The sequence below is a fragment of the Thiomonas sp. DCM-2 genome (genome assembly GCF_056820905.1).
The window spans coordinates 1,883,834-1,898,413 of sequence record NZ_CM165962.1 but is presented as its reverse complement, the minus strand read 5'-3'; the positions used below and the strand labels follow the sequence as shown (position 1 = coordinate 1,898,413).

Sequence of the window (14,580 nt, the reverse complement as noted above, 5' to 3'; positions counted from 1 at the left end):
TGTGCGGGTTCAGGCGCCTGGCTGCGCTGGGGGCGTCGCCTGCGCAAGCTGCTCGCGCAGCCGGTTCTTGAGCATCTTGCCCGTGGCCCCCAGGGGAATGGCCGGGACGAACACCACGTCGTCCGGGATCATCCATTTGGCCACCTTGCCCTGGTAGAACTGCAGCAGCTCGGCACGGTCGAGGGCGCTGCCCTCGCGTCGCACCACGACCAGCAACGGGCGCTCGCCCCATTTCGTGTCGGGCCGGGCGATGCACGCGGCCATGGCCACGCCAGGGTGCGCCATGGCGATGTTTTCCAGTTCGATCGAGCTGATCCACTCCCCGCCCGACTTGATCACGTCCTTGGTGCGGTCGGTGATCTGGATGTAGCCGTCGGGATCGATGCTGACCACGTCGCCAGTCGGAAACCAGCCGTCATGCAGCGGGCTGGGGTCGTCGCTGCGGTAATAGTTGCTGGCGATCCACGGGCCGCGCACCAGCAGGTTGCCGGTGCTCTTGCCATCCCAGGGCAGATCAGTGCCGTTGCCATCCACCACGCGCACGTCCACGCCAAAAATCGGCCGCCCCTGCTTGACCTGAATGGCGAATTGCGCCTCCTTGCTCAGTGCCAGGTGCTTGTTCTTCAGGCTGCACAGTGTGCCCAGAGGGCTCATCTCGGTCATGCCCCAGGCGTGCAGCACATGAATGCCCAGTTCCTCTTCGAACGCGCGGATCATCGCCGGGGCGGCCGCCGCACCGCCGATGATGGTGCGCTGCAGCGCGGGCAGCCTGAGCGCGTTGTCGCGCATGAAATTCAGCAGCCCAAGCCAGACCGTGGGCACGCCAGCAGCCAGGGTCACGCCTTCGGCCTGCATCAATTCAAACAGCGATTTGCCGTCCAGCGCCGGCCCGGGAAACACCAGCTTGGTTCCGGTAAGCGCCGCAGCGTAAGGCACCCCCCAGGCGTTGACGTGGAACATGGGCACCACGGGCAGCACGCTGTCGCGCGCGGACAGGTTCATCACATCCGGCAGCGCAGCGGCATAGGCATGCAGCACCGTGGAGCGGTGGCTGTAGAGCACGCCCTTGGGATTGCCCGTGGTCCCGCTGGTGTAGCAAAGCGAGGAGGCGGTGTTCTCGTCGAACACCGGCCAGGTGTACTGCGCGCTCTGCGCAGCGAGCAGGGCTTCATAGCTGAGCAGGCCGGGCAGGGCGGACAACTCTGCCGGCAGGGCTTCTGGCGCGCAGAGTGCAACCCAGTGCCCGACCCCTGGGCAACGTGGGGCGATGGCCGAAATGATGGACGCAAAGCTGAGATCGAAGCACACCACGCGGTCGTCGGCATGGTTCACGATCCAGGCGATCTGATCGGGATGCAGTCGTGGGTTGATGGTGTGCAGGATGCGTTCGCTGCCCGATACGCCGTAGTACAGCTCGAAATGCCGATAGCCGTTCCACGCCAGCGTGCCCACCCTGTCCTGCGCCTGCAGTCCCAGGGCGTCGAGTGCATTGGCGCATTGCGCGGCGCGGCGTTGCACCTGTGCATAGGTGGTGCGATGCACATCGCCTTCCACCCGGCGCGAGACGATTTCGGTATCACCGTGGTAGCGCGCGGCAAAGTCGAGCAGGCCGGAAATCAGCAGTGGATGGTCTTGCATCAAACCCAGCATCGGAGTCTCCTGTTGTTGTGGTAATGCATTGTGACACCGGATGACATTGCCTTGCCAGCCGGGCGCAGCGCTCAGGGCCGGGCTTCCACCAGCCACATCGAGCCGTTGGCCCGGACGCTTTTTTTCGACGACCACTGCGGGTCGAGCACCGTGCCCGCCGCGCCGACTCGAATCCAGGCATAGGCACCCGAGCACTGGTTGTAGCCGTTGTCGTTCTGTCCGCCCAGCGTCCAGCCCGGCGGGGCGAAATAGGGGTTGAGCGGATCGCGCGCCGAACCGCTGTAGTCTGCTGGCCCCCAGAACGACACCACCACGCTGTTCGCGGCCGTGGTGGTCAACGGGGTGCGCAGACCGTAGGGCGCGGTGTTGCTGAAGTCCCAGGCGCCGATGCCTCTGGCACCGCTGAGCACCACGACATACAGGCTGGCTTCGTCCGCACCATGGCCCTGCGCCTTGACCAGGCTCCAGGTCAGCGCAGGACCACCCTGAACGTGTTCGCTGACGTACAGAACGCTGCCCGCCTTCTGATCGGAATAGGTCTGCACCGCGCCGATGCGGCGGTAGACATTGCCGGAGCTGTCGTGGATGGCCTGCAGCGTGGCCGGGGTCTGGGTGAGCGCCTGCACCAGAACCAAAGCGTCTGGCGGCACCGGAAGCGGTGGCGTGGTCAGCACTGGCGAATCGGTGCCTGCCGAGTTGGCCACGAAAGCATGCGCCGCAACGGCGACCCGCCTTGCCGTGTCGTCCTGCGCTGTCGGCCTTTGCGGGCTGTAGGCCGTTGCGCCCACCATGATGTCGGGAACTCCCGTGGTGGCCGCGATGGAGGTGGCGTCGTGCCGCGGACTGCAGGCAGACAGCAGCAGTGCCGCCAGGGCCAGGGTGCCGCAGTGCAGCGGGTTGCATCTCATCCGCACGATCCCACCTCCTGCGCGGCGCGCAAGGGACTTGTTCAGTGTTGCCCTAATCGCCCAGCGCCGCCATGCCACCGACCACGGCGTGCATGCCGGCATCCACATGCAGGATTTCCGCAGTGATTCCAGCCGCCAGGTCGGACAGCAAAAATGCCGAGGCGTTGCCGACCTGCTCGGTGTCCACATTGCGGCGCAGCGGGGCGTTGGCCTCGTTGAACTTCAGCATCTTGCCGAAGTCGGCAATGCCAGATGCCGCCAGGGTCTTGATCGGCCCGGCGCTCACGCCGTTGACCCGCATGCCGCGCGGCCCGAGCGACTCGGCCATGAACCGCACCGTGGCTTCGAGCGCGGCCTTGGCCACACCCATGGTGTTGTAGTTGGGTACCACGCGCTCGGCGCCGAGATAGGTCATGGTGATCAGCGACGGCATGTTGCCAGCCTCGACCGACTTGCTCAGCAGCGGCAGAGCGGCCTTGGCCAGCGCCGGAAAGGAATACGCCGAGATGTCGTGCGCGACGCGGAAGCCCTCGCGCGACAGGCCGTCCATGAAATCCCCGGCAATCGCCTCGCGCGGCGCGAAGCCGATGGAATGCACCAGACCGTCGAGCTGCGGCCAGTGACTGGCCAGATCGCGGAAGGTCGCGTCGATCTGGTCGTCGCTGCTCACATCGCACTCGAACACCAGGCTGCTGCCGAACTCGGCGGCGAAATCGGTGATGCGTTGCTTGAAGCGTTCGCCCACATAGGTAAAGGCCAGTTCGGCGCCCTCGCGGCGGCAGGCCTGGGCGATGCCGTAGGCGATGGAGCGGTTGGACAGCAGGCCGGTGATGAGAATGCGTTTGCCTTGGAGGAATGCCATGATGGGGCGCTTTCGTGAGGATGTCTTGCAGGGCTGCCGCAGGGCTGCGGCAAGTCATGCAGAATTCTCGCATGGCCCATGCCCTGTCTCGTCCGCTGTCTGTCGCCCGCCGCCGTCTGCTGCAAAGTCTGCCGATGGGCTTGTTTGCATTCGCAGACGTCAGGGCCAATCCGCCGGAGCATCCCGCCTACGCGCTGTACGACCAGCCGAAGTATCCGCCGGGTTTCACCCATTTCGACTATGTCAACCCGCAGGCGCCGGTGGGCGGCAGTCTGGTGCTCACCCCGCCGACCGTGGGTGGCAGTTTCGACAAGCTCAACCCCTTCACCCTCAAGGGCAATGCCGCGCCGGGGCTGAACACCCTGGTGTTCGAAAGCCTGATGACCCCGAGCTGGGACGAGCCCAACACCATGTACGGGCTGCTCGCCGAAGACATCGCCGTGGCTGCCGACGGCTTGTCGGTGCAGTTCCGGCTCGACTCCCGCGCGCGGTTTTCCAACGGCGATGCGGTCACCGCGCACGACGTGGTCTACAGCTTCACCACCCTCACCAGCAGCGAGGCCGCGCCGCAGTTCGCCAGCCTCTACGCCGATGTCGCGCAGGTCTTGGCGCCGGATGCGCGCCATGTGCGCTTTACCTTCAAGCGACGCAACCACGAGTTGCCGCTGCTGCTTGCTGGGCTGCCGGTGTTCTCTCCCAAATGGGCGGCGGGGCGCGCGTTCAGCAGTGTGATCGACGCGCCGATCGCCAGCGGCCCGTACCGCATCGCGCGCACCTCGCAGCAGCGCGACATCACTTACGCGCGCCGCGCCGATTACTGGGGCTGGCAGCTGCCCACGCGTCGTGGCCAGTTCAACCTTGCCGAAATCACCTACAAGCTCTACCTCGACGGCACCGCGCGGCTGGAGGCGTTCAAGGCGGGCGAGTTCGACCTGCTGCAGGAATTCATCGCGCGCAACTGGGCGCGGCAATACCGCGGCCCAGGGTTCGACAGCGGCGCGCTCGTCAAGCTCGAGCTGCCCAATCACAACCCGGCCGGGTTTCAGGGATTCGTCGTCAATCTGCGCCGGCCGCAGTTCCAGGACGTGCGGTTACGGCGGGCGCTGGCTTTGGCGCTGGATTTCCAGTGGCTCAACCGCATGCTGTTCTACGGCGCCTACAAGCGCATCGAGGGGTATTTCGCCAATTCGCCGTTCGAGGCGCACGGCGCTCCCGCTGCGGACGAACTCGCGTTGCTCGACCCGCTGCGCGCGCAGTTGCCGGCCTGCGTGTTTGGCGCGCTGCCGCGCATGCCCAGCTCCGACCCGCCGGGCAGTCTGCGCGCCAATCTGCTCAAGGCGCGCGCGCTGCTCGAGCAGGCCGGTTGGCACTGGCGCGACGGCGCGCTGCGCAATGCGCAAGGTCAGGCGCTGGTGATCGACTACCTCGACACCCAGGGCGCGATGTCGCGCATCATCTCGGTGTACGCGCAGGCGCTGCAACGGCTGGGCATCACGCTGAACTACCGCCAGGTGGACTTTGCGCTCTACCAGCAACGCATGGATACCTTCGATTTCGACATGACCACCATCCGCTACGGCGGCAGCACCAGCCCGGGCAACGAATTGTTCGACCGCTTCGGCTCGCGCGCCGCCGGGGTGCAGGGGTCGGACAATGTCTGGGGGCTGCGCGACCCGGCGGTGGACGCGCTGATCGAAAAAGTCGTCGCGGCCACCACGATGCACGAGCTGCAGGCCGCGTGCCGCGCGCTCGACCGCGTGCTGGTGTGCGGCTGGTATTCGGTGCCGCAGTGGTACAGCGACACCTTCCGCGTCGCGATCGCCGCGCACAAGTTCGCCTGGCCGAAGACTCTGCCGCTGTACTACCAGCCCGAGTCCTGGGCGGTGCAGTGCTGGTGGGCTGTATGAAAGCCCTCACGCTCCAGCTTCGCCTGCGCTGCACCCCGCCTTGGGGCGGCCCTGCGGCGGGGTGGTTCTCCATCACAGTGGCGACAAGGGAGCACGCATGAACCTCTGGGCCTACATCCTCAAGCGCGTGCTGCTGATGATTCCCACGCTGCTGGGCGTGCTGACCCTCACCTTCGTCGTGGTGCAGTTCGTCCCGGGCGGGCCGGTGGAACAGATGGTGTCGCAGCTGCGTGGCAAGGACGGCGGCACGGCGGGCGAGGCGGCGACCGCGCAGGGCATCTATCGCGGCGCGCAGGGCATTTCGCCCAAGCAGCTTGCCGAGCTGCGCCAGCTCTACGGCTTCGACAAGCCGCCGCTGCAGCGTTATTTGGACATGCTGTGGCAGTTCGCACATTTCGACCTGGGGCGCAGCTACTACCACCACGAGGCGGTGTGGACGCTGATCAAGGAGCGGCTGCCGGTGTCGATCTCGCTGGGGATGTGGAATTTCCTGCTGACCTACCTGATCTCGATTCCGCTGGGCATCGCCAAGGCGGTGCGACATGGCAGCCGGTTCGACGTGGCCACCAGCATCGCCGTGCTCGTGGGGTATGCCATTCCGGGATTCGTGCTCGGCGTGCTGCTGCTGGTGCTGTTTGCCGGCGGCACCTGGCTGCAATGGTTTCCGCTGCGCGGGCTGGTGTCGGACGGCTGGTCGCAGTTCTCGCTCTGGCACAAGATCACCGACTATCTCTGGCACATCACCCTGCCGGTGGTCGCGTCCACCGCCGGCAGCTTTGCGGTCATCACCATGCTGACCAAAAACGCGTTTCTCGAGGAAATCCGTAAGCAGTACGTGCTGACCGCGCGCGCCAAGGGATTGAGCGAGCGCACCGTGCTGTGGCGGCATGTGCTGCGCAACGCGCTCATTCCCCTGGTCACCGGGTTTCCGGCGGCGTTCATCGGCGCGTTCTTCGCCAGCTCACTGCTGATCGAAACGCTGTTTTCGCTGCCCGGGCTTGGCTTGCTGTCGTATGAGGCGGTGATGCGGCGCGACTATCCGGTGGTCATGGGGTCGCTGTATCTGTTCACCCTGATCGGTCTGTTCACCAAGCTGGCCGCCGACTTGAGCTATGTCTGGGTCGATCCGCGCATTCAGTTCGGAGCGCTGCGGTGAGCGCAATCCTGCCGGCATCGGTGCCTGCGCCGCGCCATCCGTTTTGGTCGCAGGGCTGGGCGCGGTTCAAGGCGCATCGCCTGGGGCGTTGGAGTCTGTGGCTGTTTGCCCTGCTGTTCGGCCTGAGCCTGCTGGCTCCTGTGCTGAGCAACGACAAGCCGCTGCTGGTGCGGTATGACGGGCGGTTCTACCTGCCGCTGCTGCACGACTATCCCGAAACCACTTTCGGCGGCGATTTCCACACCCCGACCGACTATCTCGACCCCTACATCCGCGCCCGGCTGTCTGCACCTGGCAACTTCGCGATCTACCCGCCGATTCCCTATGGCCCCGACACCATCGACTACTTCGCGCAGCGGCCGTTTCCGTCCTCGCCGTCGGCGCGGCACTGGCTGGGCACGGACGACCGCGGCCGCGACGTGCTCGCGCGGCTGATCTATGGCTTTCGGCTCTCGGTCCTGTTCGCGCTGGCGCTCACCGTCACCGGCACCGCGCTGGGGCTGCTGATCGGCGCGGTGCAGGGCTATTTCGGCGGGCGCATCGATCTGACAGTGCAGCGCGTCATGGAGGTCTGGGGGGCGATGCCGGAGCTTTACCTGCTGATCATCTTTTCCGCGGTGTTCGCGCCAGGGCTGGCGCTGCTGCTCATTTTGCTGTCGCTGTTTGGCTGGATGGGTCTGGCCGACTATGTGCGCGCCGAATTCCTGCGCAACCGGCAGATGGACTATGTGCGCGCGGCGCAGGCGCTCGGCCTGTCGCACGGGCGCGTCATGTGGCGGCACATCCTGCCCAACAGTCTGACGCCCGTGGTGACGTTTTTGCCGTTTCGTATGAGCGGCGCGCTGCTGGCGCTGACCAGCCTGGACTTTCTCGGCCTGGGCGTGCCGCCGCCCACGCCCAGCCTGGGCGAGTTGCTCGCGCAGGGCAAGGCCAACCTCGATGCGTGGTGGATTTCGGCAGCGGCCTTCGGTGCGCTGGTGACCATTTTGCTGCTGCTGACCTTCATCGGCGAGGCGCTGCGCGACGCGCTCGATCCGAGGCAGTCTGGAGCGCTTGCCAGATGAGTGGCCAGACGGCAGAGCCTCTGCTGCGGGTGCGCGATCTGCGCGTGCGCTTTGGCGCGCAGACCGTGGTGCAGGGGGTCGATCTGGACATCGCCGCCGGAGAAAAGGTCGCCCTCGTCGGGGAATCGGGCTCGGGCAAGACCGTTTCCGCGCTGGCCCTGCTGCGCCTGCTCGACGGCGCGCAAGTCAGCGGCAGTGTGCAGTTCGACGGCCGCGATCTCGGCAGCTTGAGCGAGCGGCAGATGCGTGCGCTGCGCGGCAGGGACATCGCGATGATCTTCCAGGAGCCGATGACCGCGCTCAACCCGCTGCACCCGGTGGGGCGGCAGATCGCCGAGGTGCTGGAGCTGCACGAGGCGCTGCCCCGCCGCGCCGCATGGGCGCGTGCGGTGGAACTGCTGGCGCAAATGGGCATTGCCGATCCGGCGCGGCGCGCGCTCGACTATCCGCACCAGCTCTCGGGCGGCCAGCGGCAGCGGGTGATGATTGCCATGGCGCTGGCCTGTCGCCCGCGGCTGTTGCTCGCCGACGAGCCGACCACCGCGCTGGACGTGACCGTGCGGCACCAGATTCTCGACCTGCTCGATGCGCTGCAGGCCGAATACGGGCTCGCGCTGCTGTTCATCACCCACGATCTGCACCTGGTGCGCCGCTACGCCCACCGGGTTGCGGTGATGCAGCAGGGCAGGGTGGTGGAAGCTGGCAGGGTGGATGCGGTGTTCGACGCGCCGCAACACCCGTACACCCGCATGCTGCTGCAAAGCCGCCCGCGACGTCTGGTGTCGGCGGCGGCGACCGACGCGCCGCAACAAGCCCCGGTGCTGCGCGCGCGCGATCTGGATGTGCGCTTTGCGCAGAGTGCGGGATTTTTGCGCAAGCGCTGGCACCCGGTGCTGCAGGAGGTGTCGCTCGAACTGCCGGCACAGCAGACGCTGGGTGTGGTGGGCGAGTCGGGCAGCGGCAAATCCACCCTGGCGCTGGCGCTGCTCGGGCTGCTGCGCAGGCAGGACGGGGCGGTCGAGCTGCTCGGCAGCGACCCCGCCACGCTCGACCCCAAGGCGTTGCGCGCATTGCGCGCACGGGCACAGATCGTGTTCCAGGACCCGTTTTCCAGCCTGTCGCCGCGGCGCACCGTCGCGCAGATCGTCGAGGAGGGGCTCGAAATCCACCGCCCCGACCTCGGCGCGGCGCAGCGTCAGCAGCGCGCGCAGGACATGCTGGCCGAAGTCGGGCTGCCGCTGTCGCGCGCCGAAATGCAGCGCTATCCCCATGCATTTTCGGGTGGACAGCGCCAGCGCATTGCGATCGCCCGTGCGCTGATCCTCGAGCCGAACATCCTCATCCTCGACGAACCGACCAGCGCGCTCGACGTGTCGGTGCAGCAGCAGGTGCTGGAAATGCTCGCCGCGCTGCAGCGTCGGCATGGCCTGGCCTATGTGCTGATCAGTCACGATCTGGCGGTGATCGCCGCGCTGGCGCACCGCGTGCTGGTCCTGCACCAGGGACGGGTGGTCGAACAGGGACCGGTGGAGACGGTGCTGCACGCGCCGCAGCAGCCCTACACGCAGGCGCTGCTCGCCGCGTCGGATCTCGCCATTTCGGCACTGTGAGAGTCCTGCTGTTGCGAAAACACAAAGTTTTTCATACAATCCGCTTTTTCGCTGACAGCAATAAAACAGCAGAAATGCGGCAGAGATGTGCAGCAGGAATGAAAGCGTGAAAAAGAAGAGCAGTCGCTTGGTCGTGGTTTACAAGGCACAAAAATGCCTATTTTGATCGTTGCGTTGATCGCTGCGCGGACAGATCGGTGCTGTCCGAGGTGGTGAAGATGCTGAGGACGATGGAGTAGGTTTTTTATGCTGCGGGGCAACAATGCCCCGACGCGGCAAAGAGCACCAACTGGGCGACATCATCGCCCTTTTTTTTTGCGCGTTTTTGGCGGTGGGCGGTTGATGATGCAGGCGGAGTGGTTTGAACAGGCATGAGTGCAACACAGGCTATTGAAACGGCGGTCGCCAGTCTTGGGCTGGAACTCGTGGAGGTGGAACACCTTCCGCGCGGCTTGCTGCGCGTCACCATCGACCACACCGACGGCGCGCCGGTCACGGTCGAGGATTGTGAACGGGTGACGCGTCAGTTGCAGTATGTGTTCGAGGTGGAAAACGTCGATTACGGACGCCTCGAAGTGTCGTCGCCGGGGCTGGACCGGCCGCTGCGCAAGCCGCAGGACTTTGTTCGCTTCGCCGGGTCGGAAATCGACATCGTGCTGCGGGTGCCGTTCCAGGGACGAAAAAAATATCGCGGCGTACTGCTCGAAACCGCAGAGGGTGATGCGCAGGGACGATTTTCCGTGGTGTTGTCAGCGCCTGAGCCGACCACCCAGGCCAAGGGCAAGCCGGGTGCGGCCAGCAGGAAGAAGGCGAAGGCCGCGCGTTTGGCCGACGGGGTGAATCCGGACGCAGAAGACGCGCAGTCCGTCATGAATTTCAGTCTGGCCGAGGTGCGCGATGTGCGCCTCGTGCCTGTTGTCGATTTTGGGAGTGGTCGAAAATGAGTCGCGAGATTTTGATGCTGGTGGATGCCCTGGCGCGTGAAAAGAACGTCGATCGCGACGTGGTATTCGGTGCCGTCGAGGCCGCTTTGGCTTCTGCCACCAAGCGCCTGTACGAAGGCGAGGCCGACGTGCGGGTCCAGATCGACCGCGACACTGGCGAATACGAGAGCTTCCGCCGCTGGCACGTGGTCCCGGACGAAGCCGGGCTGCAACAGCCGGACAGCGAAATCCTGTTGTTCGAGGCCCGCGAGCAGATCCCGGACATCGAGGTGGGTGACTACATCGAGGAGCCGATCGAGAGCATCGCCTTCGGCCGGATCGGCGCGCAGGCGGCCAAGCAGGTCATCCTGCAAAAGATCCGTGATGCCGAGCGCGAGCAGATTCTCAACGATTTCCTGGCGCGCAACGACAAGATTTTCAATGGCACGGTCAAGCGGCTGGACAAGGGCGATGTGATCGTCGAATCCGGCAAGGTCGATGCCCGGTTGCGCCGCGGCGATCTGATCCCGAAGGAAAATCTGCGTGTCGGCGACCGGGTGCGCGCCGTGATCACCAAGATCGACCGTACCGCGCGCGGGCCGCAGATCGAGATTTCGCGGACCGCGCCCGAATTCATGATCGAACTGTTCCGCATGGAAGTCCCGGAGATCGAGCAGGGGCTGCTGGAAATCAAGTCCTGCGCCCGTGAGCCGGGTGTGCGCGCCAAGATTGCCGTGATTTCACACGACCGCCGGGTCGATCCCATCGGCACCTGCGTGGGCATCCGTGGCTCGCGCGTCACCGCCGTGACCAATGAACTCGGGGGCGAGCGGGTGGACATCGTGCTGTGGTCGGAAGACCCGGCGCAGTTCGTCATCGGTGCGCTGGCTCCCGCCAATGTGTCATCCATTGTGGTGGACGAAGAAAAGCATGCGATGGATGTGGCGGTCGACGAGGAAAACCTTGCGCTGGCCATCGGGCGCACCGGACAGAATGTGCGCCTGGCGTCCGAACTGACAGGCTGGAAGATCAATATTCTCAGCGCGGAAGAGTCCGACGCCCGCCTCACACAGGAGGCCGAAGGCATGCGCCGCCTGTTCGTCGAAAAACTCGACGTCGATCAGGAAGTGGCTGACATTCTCATCGCCGAGGGTTTCACCAGCCTGGAAGAACTGGCCTATGTGCCGATCAATGAAATGCTCGAGATCGAAGCCTTCGACGAGGACACGGTCAACGAACTGCGCGAGCGCGCCCGCAACGCCCTGCTCACGCAGGAAATCGCGCGCGAACAGAAGCTGGACGAAATGGACGCGGGACTGAAAGCGCTCGACGGGCTGAGCACCGATGATCTGGCGCTGCTTGCCGAGGCCGGAGTGCTCACGCTCGACGATCTCGGTGACCTCGCCACCGACGAACTTGCAGCCATTCTTCACGCCGACGACGCCCGCGCCGCCGATCTCATTCTGAAGGCGCGCGCGCACTGGTTCAACGCCTGACGGGTGTTCCACGATTCAAGCGCTCCACAGCCCGCCTTCACACGATTCAAGCCGTACCTAGGACACACCATCAATGGCCAGTCATACCGTCGCACAACTCGCAGCAGAACTCGGCAAACCCCTGACCCTCTTGCAGGAGCAACTGCAACAGGCGGGTGTCGGGCCGCGTGCTGCGGACGATGTCATCAGCGAGGGCGATAAGGCCCGCTTGCTCGACTACCTGCGCGCCACGCACGGAGGCGCGGCCAGCGGCGAGCGAAAGAAAATCACCCTGACGCGCAAGCAGACCAGCGAAATCAAGCAGGCAGACGCCACGGGCAAGGCGCGCACCATCCATGTGGAAGTCCGCAAGAAGCGCGTGTTCGTCAAGCGTGACGAGACGGCGCCCGCAACCGAGGCGCATGCACCTGCCGAGGCGGCAGAGGCCGTCATTGATGACGCAGAACTCCAGCGGCGCGAAGCCGAGGCGCAGCGCCAGGCCGATCTGCTGGCGCGTCAGGCCGAAGAACTGGCTGCGCAGCGCGCGGCCGAGCAGGAACGCCGGGCCGCCCAGGAATTGCGCGAGCAGCAGGCACGCGAGCAGGCCGAGCGTGAAATGCGGGAGGCACAGGCTGCCAAGGCGGCACAGGCCGTGACCGTGTCAGCCGACGCGCAGGCGACCCAGGTGACTTCCGAGCAGTCGCAAGAGGCCGACAAGGCAGCGCAGCAGGCCAGTGAGGCCGCCGCAACCCAGGCCAAGGCAGCGAGCGAGCGCATCGCCGCGCAGAAGAAGCAGGACGCCGAAGAGGCGGCCAAGCTTGCGCAGATTCAAAAGCGTCGTTCCGCCGCAGAGGCCGAGGCTGCCGCGATTCGCGACATGATGGCGCGACCGCGCACGGTGCTGCGGGCGGAGAAGCCTGCGCCGAAGACCACCGAGGCGGCCCCGGCGAGCGGCACCATCAAAGGCACGATTCACAAGCCTGCCGCAGGCACGGCGAAGCCCGCTGGTGCAGCAACCACGCCGGGCGCCGGTGCAGCGAAGAAGGACGACAAACAGGTCAAATCCGAGAAGCTGTCCTCGTCGTGGGCGGACGATGCCGCGAAGAAGCGTGGCGCCGCCATCAAGCCGCGCGGCAATCCGACCGGCAGTCCCGGCGGCTGGCGGGGCCCCAAGGTGGCCGCAGGCCGCCGCGGTGGGCGCAACGACCGTGGTGGCGAGCAGCAGGTGCAGGCCGCACCCGCGGAGATGATCGTGCGCGAGGTGCATGTCCCCGAGACCATCACCGTGGCTGAACTGGCGCACAAGATGTCGGTCAAGGCGGCGGAAGTGATCAAGAGCCTGATGAAACTCGGCCAGATGGTGACCATCAATCAGGTGCTCGATCAGGAAACCGCCATGATCGTGGTCGAGGAGCTGGGTCACAAGGCGATCGCGGCCAAGCTCGACGATCCTGAAAACTTTCTCACCGAAGACGGCGAAGCCGCGCACTCCAATGCGGAGCAGCTGCCGCGCGCGCCAGTCGTCACCGTCATGGGGCACGTCGATCACGGCAAGACCTCACTGCTCGACTACATCCGTCGCGCCAAGGTGGCGGCGGGTGAAGCCGGCGGCATCACCCAGCACATCGGGGCGTACCACGTCGAAACCCCGCGCGGCATCATCACCTTCCTCGACACGCCGGGTCACGAGGCGTTTACCGCCATGCGGGCACGCGGTGCCAAGGCGACCGACATCGTGATTCTGGTGGTCGCGGCCGACGATGGCGTCATGCCCCAGACCAAGGAGGCCATCGCCCATGCCAAGGCGGCCGGCGTGCCGATCGTGGTGGCGCTCAACAAGATCGACAAATCGGGCGCCAACCCCGATCGGGTGCGGCAGGAACTGATTGCCGAGGGCGTTGTGCCCGAGGAATACGGCGGCGATTCGCCCTTCGTGCCGGTTTCTGCCAAGACCGGGCAGGGCGTCGATGAATTGCTGGAGCAGATTCTGCTGCAGGCCGAGGTGCTGGAGCTCAAGGCGCCGATCGACGCGCCGGCCAAGGGACTGGTGATCGAATCGCGCCTGGACAAGGGGCGTGGCCCCGTGGCGACCATTCTGGTGCAGTCGGGCACGCTCAAGCGCGGTGACGTGGTGCTCGCAGGCTCGTCCTACGGGCGGGTGCGCGCCATGCTCGACGAAGTGGGCAAGGCTGTGACCGAGGCCGGGCCGTCCATCCCGGTGGAAATCCAGGGGTTGACCGAGGTGCCCAGCGCGGGTGAGGAGATCATGGTGTTGCTCGACGAGCGCAAGGCGCGCGAAATCGCGCTGTTCCGCCAGGGCAAGTACCGAGACGTCAAGCTGGCCCGCCAACAAGCTGCCAAGCTCGAAAACATGTTCGAGCAATTGAACGAAGGTGCGCAGAACCTGCCGCTCATCATCAAGGCCGACGTGCAGGGTTCGCAGGAGGCGCTGATCCACGCGCTGACCAAGCTCTCGACGTCCGAGATCAAGGTGCAGGTGGTCCACGCGGCTGTGGGCGGCATATCCGAAAGCGACGTCAATCTGGCGATCGCGTCGAATGCCGTGATCATCGGTTTCAACACCCGAGCCGATGCGGGCGCGCGCAAGCTGGCCGAGAACAACGGCATCGACATCCGCTACTACAACATCATTTACGAAGCGGTGGACGAGATCAAGGCAGCCATGTCGGGCATGCTCACACCGGACAAGAAAGAGGAGACCCTGGGTCTCGTCGAGATTCGTCAGGTGTTCCGCATTCCCAAGGTGGGCGCGGTGGCTGGCTGCATGGTGCTTTCCGGGCTGGTGCGGCGTTCGGCGCAGGTGCGCGTGCTGCGCAACAACGTGGTCATCCACACCGGCGAGCTCGACTCGCTCAAGCGCTTCAAGGACGATGCGCGCGAGGTCAAGGAAGGCTTCGAGTGCGGTCTGTCACTGAAGAACTTCCAGGACATCGAAGTGGGCGATCAGCTCGAAGTCTTCGAGATCAAGGAAGTGGCGCGGACCCTGTAAGGGCAACGGCCAGAC

10 protein-coding genes are annotated in these 14,580 nt (G+C 65.5%); 7 read left to right on the top strand and 3 right to left on the bottom strand.

Annotated elements, in window-relative coordinates; all coding sequences use genetic code 11:
• Positions 1–9: 9 nt before the first annotated feature.
• The 3 genes from AC1ZQA_RS09100 to fabI form a co-directional block, all read right to left on the bottom strand.
• Complete coding sequence (locus AC1ZQA_RS09100) at positions 10–1,650, bottom strand: 3-(methylthio)propionyl-CoA ligase (protein WP_482676656.1); 1,641 nt, start codon at positions 1,648–1,650, stop codon at positions 10–12.
• A 71-nt stretch (positions 1,651–1,721) separates the two neighbouring features.
• Positions 1,722–2,558, bottom strand: coding sequence for a hypothetical protein (locus AC1ZQA_RS09095; RefSeq protein WP_482676655.1), 837 nt, complete (start codon positions 2,556–2,558; stop codon positions 1,722–1,724).
• 52 nt (positions 2,559–2,610) lie between these two features.
• Positions 2,611–3,420 carry an enoyl-ACP reductase FabI gene (gene fabI / locus AC1ZQA_RS09090; protein WP_482676654.1) on the bottom strand — a complete coding sequence of 270 codons (810 nt, stop codon included), beginning with the start codon at positions 3,418–3,420 and terminating at the stop codon, positions 2,611–2,613.
• 56 nt (positions 3,421–3,476) lie between these two features.
• On the opposite strand from fabI, the gene AC1ZQA_RS09085 reads away from it, so the two are divergent.
• The 7 genes from AC1ZQA_RS09085 to infB all read left to right on the top strand — a co-directional run bounded on the left by AC1ZQA_RS09085 (position 3,477) and on the right by infB (position 14,565).
• Entirely contained in the window at positions 3,477–5,327 is a 1,851-nt protein-coding gene (locus AC1ZQA_RS09085) for an extracellular solute-binding protein (protein ID WP_482676653.1), read from the top strand.
• A 97-nt stretch (positions 5,328–5,424) separates the two neighbouring features.
• Positions 5,425–6,483: a microcin C ABC transporter permease YejB gene (locus tag AC1ZQA_RS09080; protein ID WP_482676652.1), complete on the top strand. Its 1,059-nt coding sequence runs from the start codon at positions 5,425–5,427 to the stop codon at positions 6,481–6,483.
• A complete protein-coding gene (locus tag AC1ZQA_RS09075) occupies positions 6,480–7,547 on the top strand; it encodes an ABC transporter permease (protein WP_482676651.1) in 1,068 nt (355 codons plus the stop codon). Before AC1ZQA_RS09080 ends, AC1ZQA_RS09075 begins: the two co-directional genes overlap by 4 nt.
• A complete protein-coding gene (locus tag AC1ZQA_RS09070; RefSeq protein ID WP_482676650.1) occupies positions 7,544–9,157 on the top strand; it encodes an ABC transporter ATP-binding protein in 1,614 nt (537 codons plus the stop codon). Before AC1ZQA_RS09075 ends, AC1ZQA_RS09070 begins: the two co-directional genes overlap by 4 nt.
• A 371-nt stretch (positions 9,158–9,528) precedes the next feature.
• Positions 9,529–10,101, top strand: coding sequence for a ribosome maturation factor RimP (rimP, locus tag AC1ZQA_RS09065; protein ID WP_482676649.1), 573 nt, complete (start codon positions 9,529–9,531; stop codon positions 10,099–10,101).
• The gene (gene nusA / locus AC1ZQA_RS09060; RefSeq protein WP_482676648.1) at positions 10,098–11,576 is read left to right on the top strand and encodes a transcription termination factor NusA; all 1,479 of its coding nucleotides are present in this window, start codon (positions 10,098–10,100) and stop codon (positions 11,574–11,576) included. Before rimP ends, nusA begins: the two co-directional genes overlap by 4 nt.
• A gap of 73 nt (positions 11,577–11,649) precedes the next feature.
• Positions 11,650–14,565, top strand: coding sequence for a translation initiation factor IF-2 (infB, locus tag AC1ZQA_RS09055; protein ID WP_482676647.1), 2,916 nt, complete (start codon positions 11,650–11,652; stop codon positions 14,563–14,565).
• Positions 14,566–14,580: the final 15 nt, after the last annotated feature.